We start from the raw sequence: 15813 nt of genomic DNA, 5'->3' as shown, positions 1-15813 counted from the left end.
TGCGGGCTGACGACCTCGACCAGGCGCTCGAAGGGCACGTCCTGGTGCGCGTACGCGGCCAGGTCCGTCTCGCGGACCCGGGCCAGCAGCTCCCGGACCGAGGGGTCGCCCGACACGTCCGTGCGCAGCACCAACGTGTTCACGAAGAACCCGATCAGACCGTCCAACGCCTGATCGGAACGGCCCGCCACAACCGTGCCCAACGGCACATCCGTGCCCGCACCCAACCGCGACAGCAGCACCGCGACAGCGGCCTGCACCACCATGAACGGCGTCACCCCGCACTCACGAGCCACCGCCAGCAGACGACCGTGCAACTCCGCATCCAGAGCCAGATCAACCGCACCACCGCGATAAGAGGCCACCGCCGGACGCGGCCGGTCCGCCGGCAACTCGATCAGCTCAGGCGCACCAGCGAGCGCACTGCGCCAGTACTCGATCTGCCGACCCGCAGCACTCGACGCATCACCCTCGTCACCCAGAACCTCCGCCTGCCACAACGCGTAATCCGCGTACTGCACCGGCAACGGAACCCAACCCGGCGCCCCACCACCGACCCGCGCCGCATACGCAGCCGACAGATCATCCGCCAGCGGAGCCAGCGACCAACCATCACTCACGATGTGATGCATCAACACCACCAGCACCGACGACCGCTCACCCACCCGCAGCAACGTCACCCGCAACGGCAACTCCACGGACAGGTCGAACGCATACCCCGCGGCACCATCCACAGCAGCGGCCAGCCCCTCCTCCGAGACCCCCACCACCTCCAGCACCACACCGGCATCCACCACCGGCAGCACCCGCTGATACGGCACACCATCCACATCCGCGAACACCGTCCGCAGACTCTCGTGCCGGCCCACCACATCACCCAGGGCCAGCTCCAGCGCAGCCGCGTCCAGCTCACCCTCAAGCCTCAGCACCAGCGGAACGTTGTACGTCGCCGACGGCCCCTCCAGCTCATGCAGGAACCACAACCGACGCTGCGCCGCCGACAACGGCACCCGCGCAGGCCGCTCCCCCGCCACCAACGCCCTCCGCGCCACATCAGCACCCACCAGACGCAACGCCAACCCCGCCACCGTCGGCGACTCGAACACCGCACGGATACCGAGCTCCCGCCCGAAGGCGGAGCGGATCCGGCTCACGAGGCGGGTGGCGAGCAGCGAATGCCCCCCGAGTTCGAAGAATCCGTCGTCGATGCCGACATGCTCGACACCGAGAACCTCGGCGAACAGTCCGCGGAGGATCTCCTCCGCAGGAGTGCTGGGGGCGGCGCGATCCGCCCCGGCGCCGGCGCGGCCGGGCGACGGCAGCGCGTCGCTGTCCACCCGGCCGTCCGCGGTCAGCGGCAGCCGGTCCAGGACCACCAAGGAGGCCGGGACCAAATGATCGGGCAGAGCGGCCCGTGCGAAGGCCACAACGGTACCGGGCGTGACGGTGGAGCCGGGGGCCGGGACCAGGTACGCGACGAGAGATCCGTCCCGTACCGCCACGGCGGCTCGGGCGATGTCGTCGTGTTCGGCCAGGACCGCTTCGAGCTGCGTCGGGTAGGCGGTGAAGCCCGGGATCGGCAGCGGCGAACCCACGAACTCGAGCTCGCCGTCGGCGGTCCAGCGAACCAGGTCTCCGGTACGGACCATCCGCGAGCCCGGGGCGCCGAACGGGTCGGCGACCACCGTCGGCGCGGAGCCGAGCAGCGGCCCGCCGACGTAGAGCCGGCCGACGACGCCCGGCGGAACCGGGCACAGGCCGGCGTCGAGCGCGTAAAGGACGGTGCCGGGCAGCGGGGTGCCGAGGGGCACCACGGTGTCCCAGTCGTCCGGGTCGCAGGCACGCTCCGTGACAAGGCCGGCAGCCTCGGTCAGCGAGTAGCCGTGCCACAGCGGCACGTCCACGGTGGCGAACCAGGCTCGCTGCAGCGGCTCGGCCAATGCCTCGCCGGAGCAGAACACCCGCCGCAGACCGGCCTCCGGCAACGCCGGGTCGCCGAGGAGCACGGCCAGCTCGGAGGGCGTGACGTGCAGCGTCGTGGCACCGAGCAGGGAGTCGTGCGGGGCGGCCGTGCGGTCGGCGCGTACGACGGTCGCACCGGCAGTGAGGGGCCAGAGCACCTCGTCGATCTCGCCCATCGTCCCGAGTGCGGCCGCCGATCGGACGCGGTCCGTGCCGTCCAGGCCGTGGACGCTCTGGCGGGCCGCGATGCGGGCCGCGACGACGTCCTGCGGGACGACGACGGGCGTACCGGTGCGGGTGCGCAGGACGAACGGTTCGCCGCTGACGACCGCGGCCAGGATTCCGGCCGGCGGCTGGGCCAGCAGTTGCCCATACGTCGTCTCGACGTCGCCGTCGACGATCGCGACGGCGTCCGCCGGCTGCGCGCCGATCAGTTCGAGCAGGGTGGGCGTGTCCGCCGGAGCCTCCGCGGCGCGGCCGTGCACGGCCTGCGGCAGTGCGAGCCGGTCCACGACGACGTCCGCGTCGGCGCTCACCGTCTCCAGCAGGTGGACGAACTGCGCGGCCATCCGCTGCGCCGTGGCGGCGTCGAAGAGGTCCTCGGCGTACTCCAGGTCGATGCCGATGCCCTCGGCCGCGCCGTCCGCACCGACCGCTTCCTGCACGTGCAGGGTCAGGTCGAAGCGGGCCGCTCCCATGTCGACGTCCTCGTCGAACGCGGCGGTCAGGCCGGCCAGGGCGAAGTCGTCCTCGTCGTCGTTCTCGAGGACGAGCATCACCTGGAACAGCGGGTGGTGGCCCAGCGAGCGCCCGGGGCGTACCACGTCCACCAGTCGTTCGAACGGCACGTCCTGGTGGGCGAACGCGGCCAGGTCCGCCTCGCGGACCCTGCCCAGCAGGTCGCGGAAGGACGGGGATCCGGACACGTCGGTGCGCAGCACGAGTGTGTTGACGAAGAAGCCGACGAGGTCCTGGAGGCTGTCGTCCGTCCGTCCCGCGACCGGGGTGCCGATCGGGATGTCGGTTCCCGCGCCCAGCTTGGACAGCATGAGGGCGAGGGCCGACTGCAGCACCATGAACAGGGTCGTGTTGGTCTCCCGCGCCACCGCCTGGAGGCGGCCGTGCAGCTCGGCGGGGATGCGGATGCCGACCTCGGCGCCGCGGTGGGTCGCCTCGGCGGGCCGCAGCCGGTCGGTCGGCAGGGGCAGCAGCTCGGGCATGCCCTCCAGGGCGCCCTTCCACCACGTCAGCTGCCGGCTGACGAGGCTGTCCGGATCGTCCTCGGCACCGAGCAGCTCGGACTGCCACAGGGTGTAGTCGGCATACTGCACCGGCAGTCCGGGCCAGCGCGGTGCCCGGCCGGCCCGCCGGGCGGCGTACGCGGTCGACAGGTCACGTGCGAGCGCCCCGGTCGACCAGCCGTCACTGGCGATGTGGTGCACGAGCAGGAGCAGCCGGTACTCGTCCGGCCCGTCGTGGAACAGCGTGGCGCGCAGCGGGGGTTCGGTTTCGAGGTCGAAGGTGTGCCGGGCCACCTCTGCGGGGTCCGCGACGCCGGTGGCCAGTACGGGCCTGGCCTCGTCGACTCCGAGCACCCGCTGGTAGGGGGTTCCGTCGGCATCGGACGGGAACACCGTGCGCAGCGCCTCGTGCCGTGCCACGACGTCGCCCAGCGACGCTTCGAGGGCCGCCACGTCGAGCTCGCCGCTGAGCTTGATCAGCATCGGCACGTTGTACGTGGTGCTCGGCCCTTCGAGCCGGTGCAGGAACCACAGGCGCTGCTGGGCGAAGGAGAGCGGCACGTGTGCCGGACGCTCCCTGCGGCCCAGGGCGGGCCGGTCGGCGGACGCGCCGTCGATCCGGGTGGCGAGCCCCGCCACCGTGGGCTCGGCGAACAGCGACCGCACCGACAGCTCCGCCCCGAGCTGCGACCTGATGCGGCTGAGCAGCCGGATCGCGGACAGCGAGTGGCCGCCGAGGTCGAAGAAGTTGTCGTCGATGCCGACCGCGGCGACGCCCAGCGTCTCGGCGAAGAGACCGGCGATGATCTCCTCGGCGAGTGTGCGCGGGCTGCGCCGGACGGCGGCGGTGACGAGGTCCTCGGTCGGAAGTTCGGCGGGGATCTCCGTGACGACGACGAACTTGGCGGGCACGAGGTAGTCGGGCAGCACGGACTCGGCGAGGCGCCGTGCGGCCGTCGCGTCGCCGTCGTGGACGACGTAGGCGACGACCCGGGCGGAGCCGGCGACGACGGCGGCGTCCGCGAAGACCTCGCGCAGCCGGGCCGCGACCTCGGCGGGGTTTACGCGGAAACCGCGCACCAGGCGCACGTCCTCGGGGCGCCCGAGGAGCTCGGTGATGCCGTCGGGGTTGCGGCGTGCCAGCTCTCCTGAGGGGAGCGTGGCCACCACGCCCGGGGGCACGAGGCGTCCTTCGGCGTCCACGAGGGCGGTGTCCCGCTCGTCGTCGGACAGCAGGTCGAGTGCGGCGACCGGCGCGGTCGGGTCGGCGGCGGCCGCGGTGAGCAGCCGGATCAGGCGGTCGCCGAACGCGTTCATCGTCGCCCGGTCGAACAGGTCGGTGGCGTATTCGATCTCGCCGACGATCCCGGCGGGCTCGCCGTCCGGTCCGTACCTCTCCTGCAGACGGACGTCCATGTCGAACTTGGAGGCGTCGCCGACCACGTCTTCGAGCCGGGTTTCGAGGCCGGGTACGGTCAGCTTGACCTCGTCGAAGTTCTCGAACGTCAGCATGACCTGGTAGAGCGGGTGCCGGGCGAGCGACCTCACCGGGTTGACCACTTCGACGAGGCGCTCGAACGGCACGTCCTGGTGGGCGAACGCGGCCAGGTCGGTCTCGCGTACGCGCTCCAGCAGCTCGGTGAACGTGGGGTCGCCCGAGGCATCGGTGCGCAGCACGAGCGTGTTGACGAAGTAGCCGAACAGGTCTTCCAGAGCCTCGTCGGTACGCCCGGCGACCGGGGTTCCGATGGCGATGTCGGTGTCGCCGCTGAGCCTGCTCACGAGGGCGACCAAGCCGGCCTGGATCGTCATGAAGAGGGTGGTGTTGCCCTGTCGGGCGAGACGCAGCAGAGCGTCGTGCAGGGCGGCGTCCAGACGCAGCGGCGCCTCGGCGCCTCCGTACGTGGCCACCGGCGGCCGGGGCCGGTCGGTGGGCAGGTTCACGAGCTCCGGCAGGCCGCGCAGGTTCTCGGTCCAGTAGGCGAGCTGCCGGGAGATCGCGCTGTCGGGGTCGTCCTCGCGTCCGAGCAGGTCACGCTGCCACAGGGTGTAGTCCGCGTAGTGCACCGGAAGCGGCGCCCAGCCGGGGGCACGCCCCTCGGCCCGTGCCGCGTAGGCGACGGAGAGGTCGTCGCCGAGCAGTGTCTCCGACCAGCCGTCGCTGGCGATGTGGTGCATGAGCGGCAGCAGGGCGTGTTCCTCGTCGCTGAGCCGGAACAGGGTGCAGCGGATGGGTAGTTCGGTGACGAGGTCGAAGTGGTACTGCGCGGCCTCGGCGAGAGCCGCCTCCAAGTGCTGCTCGTCGTCGACGTCGGCGATGATCAGGCCCACCACCGCTTCGTCCGCGGGCACGATGTGCTGGTACGGCGTGCCGTCGGCCTCGCGGAACAGGGTGCGCAACCCCTCGTGCCGGGCGACCACGTCGTGCAGGGCGGTCCGCAGCGCCGGAACGTCGAGCGGCCCCGAGAAGCGCATGACGAGCGGCACGTTGTACGTCGAGCTGGGGCCTTCGAGCCGGTTGAGGAACCACAGCCCGCGCTGGCCGAAGGAGAGCGGCACCCGCTCGGGACGTTCCGTGGGCTCCAGGGCGCGCCTGGCCTCGCCCGCCTGGTCCGTCCAGCCGGCGAGCCCGGCGACGGTCGGCGTCTCGAACAGTGCCCGGACGGGAACCTCCACCCCCATCGCGGACCGGATGCGGCTGATCAGCCGGGTGGCGAGCAGCGAGTGCCCGCCCAGCTCGAAGAAGTTGTCGTCGATCCCGACCCGGTCCACGTTCAGCACGTCGGCGAAGAGGACCGCGAGGAGTTCCTCGCGCGGGTCGCGCGGTCGCCGGCCCTCCGCGGCACCGGACAGCGTGGGCGCGGGCAGGGCCTTGCGGTCGAGCTTGCCGTTCGGGGTGAGCGGCAGCCGGTCGAGCGTGACGAAGGAGGCGGGGACCATGTGGGCGGGCAGCACGTCCGCGATGTGCTTGCGGACACGGGCGGTGTCGCCGCCGACCACGTACGCGGTGAGCCGCGGATCGCCCGGCTGGTCCTCACGCACGATCACGGCGGCCTGCGCGACATCCGGCGCGTCGAGGACCGCGGACTCGATCTCGCCCAGCTCGATCCGGAAGCCGCGGATCTTCACCTGATCGTCGGCCCGGCCGAAGTAGGACAGCCTGCCGTCCGCGGCCCGGCGGGCCAGGTCTCCGGTGCGGTACATGCGGGTCCCGGGCGGGCCGTACGGGTCGGCGACGAAGCGCTGTGCGCTGAGGCCGGGGCGGCCGAGGTAGCCGCGGGCCAGGCCGGCGCCGGCGACGTACAGCTCGCCGGTGGTGCCCGCCGGGACGGGCTGCAGGCCCTGATCGAGGACGTACACGTGCAGGTCGGGGATGCCTACGCCGACGACGCTGTTGGCGGTGGCGGCCGCCGAGACGCGGTCGAGCGCCTGGTGGGTGACGTGCACCGTGGTCTCGGTGATGCCGTACATGTTGACCAGTACGGGAGAGTCGTCGGCGTGCCGGTCGTACCAGGACGAGAGCCGTCCCAGGTCGAGCGCCTCACCGCCGAAGACCACGTACCTCAGTGCCAGCTCCGTGCCGGGGTTCTCCTCGTCGGCCTGCATGAGCTGGTAGAAGGCGGACGGGGTCTGGTTGAGCACGGTGACGCGCTCGTCCCCGAGCAGCCGCAGGAAGTCGAGCGGAGAGCGGCTCACGTCCTGGGGAACCACGACGAGCGTGCCGCCGTGCAGCAGCGGTCCCCACAGCTCCCAGACGGAGAAGTCGAACGCGTAGGAGTGGAACAGCGTCCACACGTCGGACTCGTCGAAGCCGAACCACTGGTCCGTCCGCGTGAAGAGCCGCACGACGTTCTGGTGGGGGATCAGGACGCCCTTGGGCCGCCCCGTGGAGCCGGACGTGTAGATGATGTACGCGCCGTTGTCGGGGCGCAGCGTCCGGCGTGCCGGGTCGGTGACGGGACCGTCGGCCAGCTCCTCCATGACGACGCGGGTGCTGCCGTCGGGCAGGGCCACGTCCGCGCGGAGGCTGGTCACGACGACGGCCGGGCGAGCGTCCTCCACGACGAAGGCGATGCGCTCGGCCGGGTAGTTCGGATCCAGCGGCAGGTAGACGCCGCCGGCCTTGAGGACGCCGAGGACGCCCACCACGAGGTCCACGCTGCGCGGCAGGGCGAGCGCGACCACGGACTCCGGGCCCACGCCCTGGGCGATGAGGGTGTGGGCGAGTCGGTTCGCCCGGGCGTTCAGCTGCGCGTAGGTCAGGCGCTCCGTGCCCTCGGCGACGGCGATCGCCTCGGGGTGCACGGCGGCGGCGGCCTCGAACAGCGCGGGGACGGTCGTCCGCTCGGACGGCGGAGCCGGTGCGGTCCACTGCTCCAGCAGTTCCCGGCGTTCCGCCGGGGCCAGGATGTCCGTCTGCCACAGCCTCTGGTCCGGGTCCGCCACGACCGCCCTCAGCAGCCGGGCGAGCCGGTCGACGATGTCCTGCACGGTGGACCGGTCGAACAGGTCGGTGGCGTACTCGACCAGGCCCGACAGGCCGGCGGGCTCGCCGTCGGGGCCGTGGTTCTCCTGCATGTCGAAGTCGAGGTCGAACTTGGCGACCCCGGAACCGACATCCTCCAGACCGGCCCGCAGACCGGGCAGGCTCAGGTCCGCCTCGGCGTTGTTCTGGAACAGGATCATGACTTGGAACAGCGGGTGGTGCGCGAGGGAGCGGGTCGGGTTGAGCACCTCGACCAGGCGCTCGAACGGCACCTCCTGGTGCGCGTACGCGGCCAGGTCCGTCTCGCGGACCCGGGCGAGGAGTTCCCGGAAGGTCGGGTTCCCGGAGGTGTCGGTGCGCAGCACCAGGGTGTTGACGAAGAAGCCGATCAGTTCGTCGAGCGCCTCGTCGGTCCGTCCGGCGATGACGCCGCCGAGCGGGATGTCGTCGCCGGCTCCGAGCCGGGTGAGCAATCCGGCCACTGCCGCCTGGAACACCATGAAGAGGGTGGTGTTCGTGTGGCGGGCGAGTTCGAGCAGCCCGGCGTGCAGGTCGGCGTCGAGCTCGAAGTGGACCTCGTCGCCGCGGAAGCTCGCGGCGGAGGGCCGCGGCCGGTCGGTGGGCAGCTCCAACTGCTCCGGGAGCCCGGCGAGGGTCTTCTGCCAGTAGGCGAGTTGCTGCGACAGCAGGCTCTGCGGGTCGCTCTCGGAACCGAGCAGTTCGCGCTGCCAGAGCGTGTAGTCGGCATATTGGACGGGCAGCGCGGGCCAGGCCGGCGCCCGCCCCTCGGTCCGGGCTGCGTACGCGACGGAGAGGTCCCGCGCGAACGGTGCGTCCGACCAGCCGTCACTGGCGATGTGATGAAGCAGGAAGAGGAGGACGTGCTCGGTCTCCGAAAGCCGGAACAGGGTGATCCGCAGCGGCAGTTCGGTGGCGAGATCGAAACCGTAGCGGGTGGCGACGGCGAGTTGCTCGGCGAGCCCGGCCTCGTCGGTCTCGACCAGGGTGACCTCCGGCTGCTCGGCGTCGATGATCGGCTGGTAGGGCTGCCCGTCCACCTCCGGGAAGCGGGTGCGCAGGCTCTCGTGCCGCGCCACCATGTCGCCGAGAGCGGCTTCGAGGGCCGCCCGGTCGAGGGGTCCAGACATGCGCAGCAGCAGCGGCACGGTGTAGGTGGCGCTGCGGCCTTCGAGCCGATACAGGAACCACAGGCGCCACTGCGCCGCCGAGACGGGAATGTGCTCCGGCCGTGTCATCGGGCCGAGGGCGAGCCTGGACTGCTCGGCGCCCGTCATCCGTTCGGCGAGTTCGGCGACGGTGGGGGCCTCGAAGAGGTGCCGGATGGCGAGTTCCACGTTGAACATCGAGCGGATGCGGCTGAGCAGCCGGATCGCGGTGAGCGAGTGCCCGCCGAGGTCGAAGAAGCTGTCGTCGATGCCGACGGTCGGCACTCCGAGCACGGCGGCGAAGAGACCGCAGAGGATCTCCTGCTCCGGGGTCCGCGGTGCGCGGAAGGAGAGGGGCACGGTGACGCCGCCCTCGTCGGCCGTACCGCTGGTCCGCGCCTCGGCCGGTTCGACGGCCGGTGCGGTGCCCGGTGCGGTCGCGGCCACGGCCGTCCCCGTCCCGACGAGTTCGCCGACGGGCACGGAGGCGTCGTCCACGAGAGCGGTGAACAGGCGGACGAGGTCGGCCGCGAGCGCGTCGATCTGCGAACCGTCCAGCAGGTCCGGCCGGTACTCCAGGCGCAGCTTCAGCCGCGACCCGGGAAGCACCGAGAGGGTCAGCGGGTAGTGGGTGGCGTCGTGGTCCTCCAGCACGCTCGCGCGCAGGCCGGGTGCGGGCTCCCATACGTCGTCGTCATCGTGCGGGTAGTTCTCGACGATGGTCAGCGTGTCGAACAGGTCGCCCAGTCCACGGAGCCGCTGTACGTCGTTGAGTCCGAGGTACTGGTGCGCGATCAGCCGGGACTGCTCGTCCTGTACGCGCTCCAGCAGCTGCAGCAGGGACTCCGTCGCGTCGAGCCGGACGCGGACGGGCAGCGTGTTGATGAACATACCGACCATCGCCTCGCTGCCGGCCAGCTCCGCGGAGCGTCCGGAGTACGTGGAGCCGAACACCACGTCCTCCTGTCCGGTGCGGGCGCGGAGCAGCAGGCTCCACAGGCCCTGGACGGCGGTGTTGAGGGTGATCCCGTACTCGCGCAGCCGCTCCTGGAGCCGCCCGGACACCGTGTCGGGCAGGTCGCAGTAGACCTGGAGGGGGCGGGCGGGCGCCTCCGTGCCCGGCTTGGCGAGGAGGGTCGGTGCGGCGAGCCCGTCGAGCGCGGTCCGCCAGGCGTCGTGCGCCGCCGTACGGTCCTGCCGCGCCATCCAGGCCAGGTGGTCGCGGAACGCGGCCGGCTCAGGCAGGGTCTCGCCCCGGTAGAGCGCGAACAACTCGTCCAGCACCAGCTGCATGGACCAGCCGTCGAAGAGGATGTGGTGGTTGACGAGGACGAGCCGGTGCTCGTCCTCGGCGAGCCTGACCAGGGTGAAACGCAGCAGCGGCGGTCGGCCCAGGTCGAAGCGCTCGGCGCGCGCCTCGGCCACGATCCGGCCGAGGGCGGGCTCGCGCTCGGCCTCGGTGAGTGCCGAGAGGTCGACTTCCCGCCACGGCAGTTCGAGGCCGTCGACAACCACCTGGACGGGCCGGGACAGGCCCTCGTGGTGGAAGCCCGCCCGCAGGTTCGGGTAGCGATCGAGAAGGGAAGCCGCGGCGGTACGCAGGGCGCCCGAGTCCAGCGGGCCGCTCAGCGCGAAGACCTCTTGGACGGCGTAGAGGTCGGCGCCGGAGTCGTACAGAGCGTGGAAGAGCAGGCCCTCCTGGAGCGGGGCGAGCGGCAGCACGTCGGCCAGGTCCGGCAGCGCCCCTTCCAACTCCTCGATGTCGCCTTGCGAGAGGTCCACGAGGGGCAGGTCGGACGGGGTCAGTCCGCCGCCTTCGACGCCCGCGAGATCGGTGAGTGAGGCGAACCAGCCGTGCGCCAGTTCCCGTACGTCGTCCTCGGCCAGCAGGGCCTTCGACCAGGTCCAGGTCGCAACGAGCTGCGCCCCGTGGGCGTGGTCGACGGTCACGGCGTCGAGCTCGATGCCCAGGCCGAGCGGCGCGGCGTCGTCGAAGCCCGCGCCAAGCGCGGGAGCCTCGGGCGCGGGCGCCCAGTCGGCGAGTTCGGGGGCGGCGTAACGGCCCAGGTAGTTGAATCCCAGCTGCGGGCGGTCGTAGGCGGCGAGTTCCTCGTTGGAGCGCGGATTGCGGTGCCGCAACAGCCCGTATCCGATGCCGTTGCCGGGCACCGCGCGCAGCTGTTCCTTGACGAGCTTCAGGGCGCGGACACCGTCGGCGCCTCCCGGGTCGACACGGACGGGGAACGCGCTGGTGAACCAGCCGACAGTACGGCTGAGGTCCAGTCCGGGCACGATGTCCTCACGGCCGTGCCCCTCCAGTTCGAGAAGCAGCGCGGAGGAGTCGACTCCGCGCCGGCCGCGCCACGCGGCGACGGCCAGCGAAAGGCCCGTGACCAGCACGTCCCGCACACCTGCATGCACGGCGACGGGGACCGAGGTGAGCAACGCTTCGGTGACGTCGGTCGGCAGAGTGAGCGTCAACGTCCCGGCACCGGCCCGGACATCGATCGCGGGGTCCAGCGGCCGGTCGCCGAGGAGCGGGTCGGGCGTTTCCAGCACCGAGCGCCAGAAGGTCAGTTCACCGATGCGGCTGTTAGCCTCTTCGCCGAGAAGTGCGCTCCACCGCCGCAACGATGTCCCGACCGGTTCGAGAGCCTCTCCCTCCCAGGCTGCCCGAAGGTCGCCGAGGAGAGGCTGCCACGAAACGCCGTCCACGGCCAGATGATGCACGAGCAGCAGCAGCCGCCCGGGCTCCGCGCCGGCGTCGAACCACACCGCACGCACCATGTCGCCCTTGTAGGGGTCCAGTTCTGCCTGCGCAGCCCTGCTGTGCTCTTCGATCGCCTCCCGCAGCGCGTCGGCGTCGGCAGCGGCGGCGTCCACGCGGCGGACGGTCGCTGTGACGGCGCCCGGTGCGGGGATGGTGAGTCCCCACTCCTCGTCCAGGGTCAGCCGAAGCGCGTCATGCCGGTCGAGGACCGCCTGGAGTGCGGCGGTCAGACGCTCGGCGCCGAGACCGGCCGGCACGACGAGCAGCATCGACTGGTGGTAGCCGTCGACGGGACCGCCGAGGTCGCGCAGGTCCGCCATGACCGGTGTGGGGAGCAGCGGGCCTGTGGCGATGTCCTGGGCGATCGGGGCGGTGGGAGCCGCCATGCGGGCAGCGGCAGCGATGCGGGCGACGGTCTTGTGCTCGAAGACGTCCCGCGGAGTGATTCGCAGTCCTGCCTTGCGGGCGCGGCTGACCAGCTTGATGGAGACGATGCTGTCGCCGCCGAGGTCGAAGAAGCCCTGGCTCGGGCCCACCTCGGGCAGGCCGAGCACCTCGGCGAAGAGTGAGGCCAGCAGTTCTTCCTCGGGAGAGCCCGCCGATTCGAGGTCCCCGACGGCGGGAGTGGGCAGTGCGCCGACGTCGAAGCGGCCGTCCTCGGTGCGCGGCAGCTTGGCGACGGTGACGTACGTCTCCGGCACGAGGAAGTCGGGCAGTACACGGACGAGGTGATCACGAAGGTCGACGGAGCGTACGGAGAGGCCGGGGGCGGTCACGACATAGGCGACGAGACCGTCCGTCACCGTCGCGTCGACGAGTGCGGGGTGTGCGAGCAGAGTCTCGACGGTGCGGGAGGCGTCGACCGGGGCTCCGTCGACGAGGATCGGCATGCACAGACGTTCGAGGCGACCGTCGAGGGTGTACCTGGCCGGGGCGCCGTCGAGGATGCCGACCACGCCGTCGGGCACCGGCTCGCCGTGCTCGTCGACAACCCGGTCGGAACGGCCATGGATCACAGCGCGTTCGTCGTCGGTGAGCAGGTCGATCGTGGAGATCCGGCGTTCCGGGTCGGCCACCGCTGCACGCAGCAGCCGGGCGAGCCGGGCGATGAGTGTGTCGACCGAGGAGCCGTCGAAGAGGTCGGTGGAGTACTCGGCGACCACGTCCACTCCGGCCGGGGTGCCGGTGTCGGAGAAGCGCTCCTGCAGGCGCAGGTCGAGATCGAACTTGGCGACGCCGGTGGAGGCTTCGTCCACCTCGACGGTGAGACCGGGCATGGCGGGTGCGGCCATGCCGAGGTTCTCGAAGGTGAGCATCACCTGGAAGAGAGGGTGGTGCGAGAGGGACCGGGCCGGATTGAGTGCTTCGACCAGCCGGTCGAACGGTACATCCTGGTGCGGGTAGGCGGCTGCGGCCGTGCTGTGCACCCGGTCCAGGAGTTCCCGGAAGGTCGGGTCGCCCGAGGTGTCGGTGCGCAGCACGAGCGTGTTGACGAAATAGCCGACGAGACCGTCGAGTTGCTCGTCGGGGCGCCCTGCGGTCGGGGTGCCGAGAGGGATGTCGGTGCCGGCGCCGAGCCGGGTCATGAGCGCTGCGAGGGCGGCCTGCACCACCATGAAGACGGTGCGGCCGGTGGAGCGGGCGAGCGCGGTCGCCTCCCGGTGCAGCTCGGCGTCGAGGTGCGTGCGCACCTCGTCACCGCGGAAGCTCGCAGCCGGAGGCCGGGGGCGGTCGGTGGGAAGTTCGACGCGCTGCGGCAGCCCGGCGAGCGCGGTCCGCCAGAAGTCGACACCGTCTGCCTCGCCCTGCCAGAGGGTGTAGTCGGCGTAGGTCACCGGCAGTTCGTCCCACGCCGGTTCGTGTCCGATGCAACGGGCGGCGTAGGCCAGGGACAGATCTTCGATCAGCGGGCGCTCGGACCAGCCGTCGCTCGCTATGTGATGCATCAGGAGCAGGAGGGTGTGCTCGTCCGCGCCGGGTCGCGAGAACAGGGTGGCTCGCAGCGGCGCTTCGCTACAAAGGTCGAACGGGTGACGGGCCGCTGCGGACACCGCGCCGTCGATGTCAGGGGTACTGACGACGGTGAGCGTGGCGAGCGTGTCGAGTACGTCCTGGCAGGCGACACCGTCTGTCTCCGGGAACACCGTCCGCAGCGTCTCGTGCCGCCGGGAGACGTCGCGGACGGCGGCACGGAGCGCCTCGGGGTCCACCTCTCCGGTCAGCCGCAGGACGAGGGGGATGTTGTAGGTGGCGCTCGCGCCTTCGAGCTGGTGCAGGAACCACAGCCCACGCTGGGCGTGCGACAGCGGCATGGGGTCGGGGCGCTCAATGCGGGTCAGCGGCGGCCGTGCCACTCCCGCCTCGTCGAGACGGGCGGCCAGGCCGGCGACGGTGGGCGCCTCGAAGAGGGCGCGAACCGACACCTCACGGTCGAGCGCGGTGCGGATGCGGCTGATCAGCCGGGCTGCGAGGAGTGAATCGCCGCCGAGATCGAAGAAGCCGTCGTCCGCACCGACTCGGTCGATGCCCAGGACATCGGCGAAGAGTCCGGCAAGAACCTCTTCGGCGGCCGTTCGGGGCGCGCGACCGGCGCCGACCGTGAGTTCCGGGGCGGGCAGCGCGGCGCGGTCCAGCTTGCCGTTCGGGGCGAGCGGAAGCTCGTCGAGCATCATGTACACCGACGGCACCATGTGCTCGGGCAGCCGGGCGGCCAGCCGGTCCTGCACCGTGGCGGCCTCCACCGCGCCCACGACGTAGGCGACGAGGCGCTGCTGTCCCGGGCGGCCCTCGTGCACGGTCACGGCCGCCTGGGATACCTCGGCCAGTTGGGTGATCGCCGCTTCGATCTCGCCCAGCTCGATCCGGAAGCCGCGGATCTTCACCTGGTCGTCGGCTCGACCTGCGAACTCGATGAGGCCATCGGCATTCCACCTGGCCAGGTCCCCGGTTCTGTACATCCGCTCGCCCTCGGCGAAGGGGGAGGCGACGAACCGCTGTGCGGTCAGGCCGGCCCGGCCCAGGTAGCCGCGGGCGAGCTGGACGCCCGCCACGTAGAGCTCGCCCTCTTCACCGGGTCCCACCGGGCGCAGGGCGCTGTCGAGGATGTGCACCTGGGTGTTGGCGACCGGGGACCCGATGGGCACGTTCCGGTAGCTCTCGCCGGGCCGCACTTCGAACGCTGTCACATCGATCGAGGCTTCGGTCGGGCCGTAGTGGTGGCCGAGTCGCAGGTCCAACTTGGTGACGACCTCGTCCGCCAGGGAGGGCGGCAGCACTTCTCCCGCGACAAAGAGGAGTCGCAGGGCGAGACCGGAGGTGTCCCGGATCGCGGGCAGCGCGACCGCCAGCAGCGACGGCACGAACTGAGCGACTGTGACACCGTGTTCGGCGGCGTACTCGATCAGCAGGTGCGGCAGGCCCACCACGTCGTCGGGCGCCATGCAGATCGTCGCACCGGCGATCAGCGGCAGCCAGATCTCCGAGCCGGACGCGTCGAAGCTGAAGGCGGTCCGGGCGAGCACCACGTCCGACGCGTCGACATCCCACTGACCGGCCTGCCACAGCATGTGGTTCGAGACGCCCAGGTGCGGTACGACCACGCCCTTGGGCAGTCCCGTGGAACCGGACGTGTAGATGACGTAGGCCGCGTTCTCCGCACGGACCGTGATGCCGGGGGCGGTGTCGTCACCCGTCGTCAGGTCGATGTCGTCGAGAAGTACGACAGGGGTCGTGGTGTCGGGCAGCGTGGCACGGGTGGCGCTGGTCGTGAGCACGACTGACGGCCGGGCGTCGGTCAGCATGAACGCGATCCGCTGAGCGGGGTAGCGCGGGTCGATCGGCAGGTATGCCGCCCCGGTCCTCAGTACGGCCAGCATGGCGACCACCGCGTCCGCCGACCTCGGCACGGCCAGTGCCACGACCTGCTCGGGGCCCGTTCCGATACCGATGAGCCGTCGGGCCAGCCTGTTGGCCCTACGGTCGAGTTCGGCATAGCTGAGCACGGTCGAACCGAAGACCACGGCCGGGTGCTCGGGAGCCCGCCGCACCTGCGCCTCCACCAGTGCGGGCAGCGACATCGCCGCCACATCACCGCCCAGGCTCGACCCGATCGGATTGCGCGTCGCACGACGGTCCACGCTGCTGGCTCCTGTACTTCGTCGACAACTCGTAAAGCCGGGGCGTACACGC

At 71.4% G+C, this 15813-nt stretch carries 1 protein-coding gene; it reads right to left on the bottom strand.

What is annotated here, in order from left to right:
* Positions 1 to 15761: non-ribosomal peptide synthetase (locus FVS66_RS34525; RefSeq protein ID WP_149185172.1), on the bottom strand; the 15761-nt coding region annotated here is incomplete at its 3' end.
* Between the last annotated feature and the right edge of the window lie 52 nt (positions 15762 to 15813).

The organism is Streptomyces sp. TRM49041 (genome assembly GCF_008271805.1).
Lineage (GTDB): Bacteria > Actinomycetota > Actinomycetes > Streptomycetales > Streptomycetaceae > Streptomyces.
The sequence above is the reverse complement of the archived record's forward strand: the minus strand, read 5'-3'. Positions and strand labels throughout refer to the sequence as shown.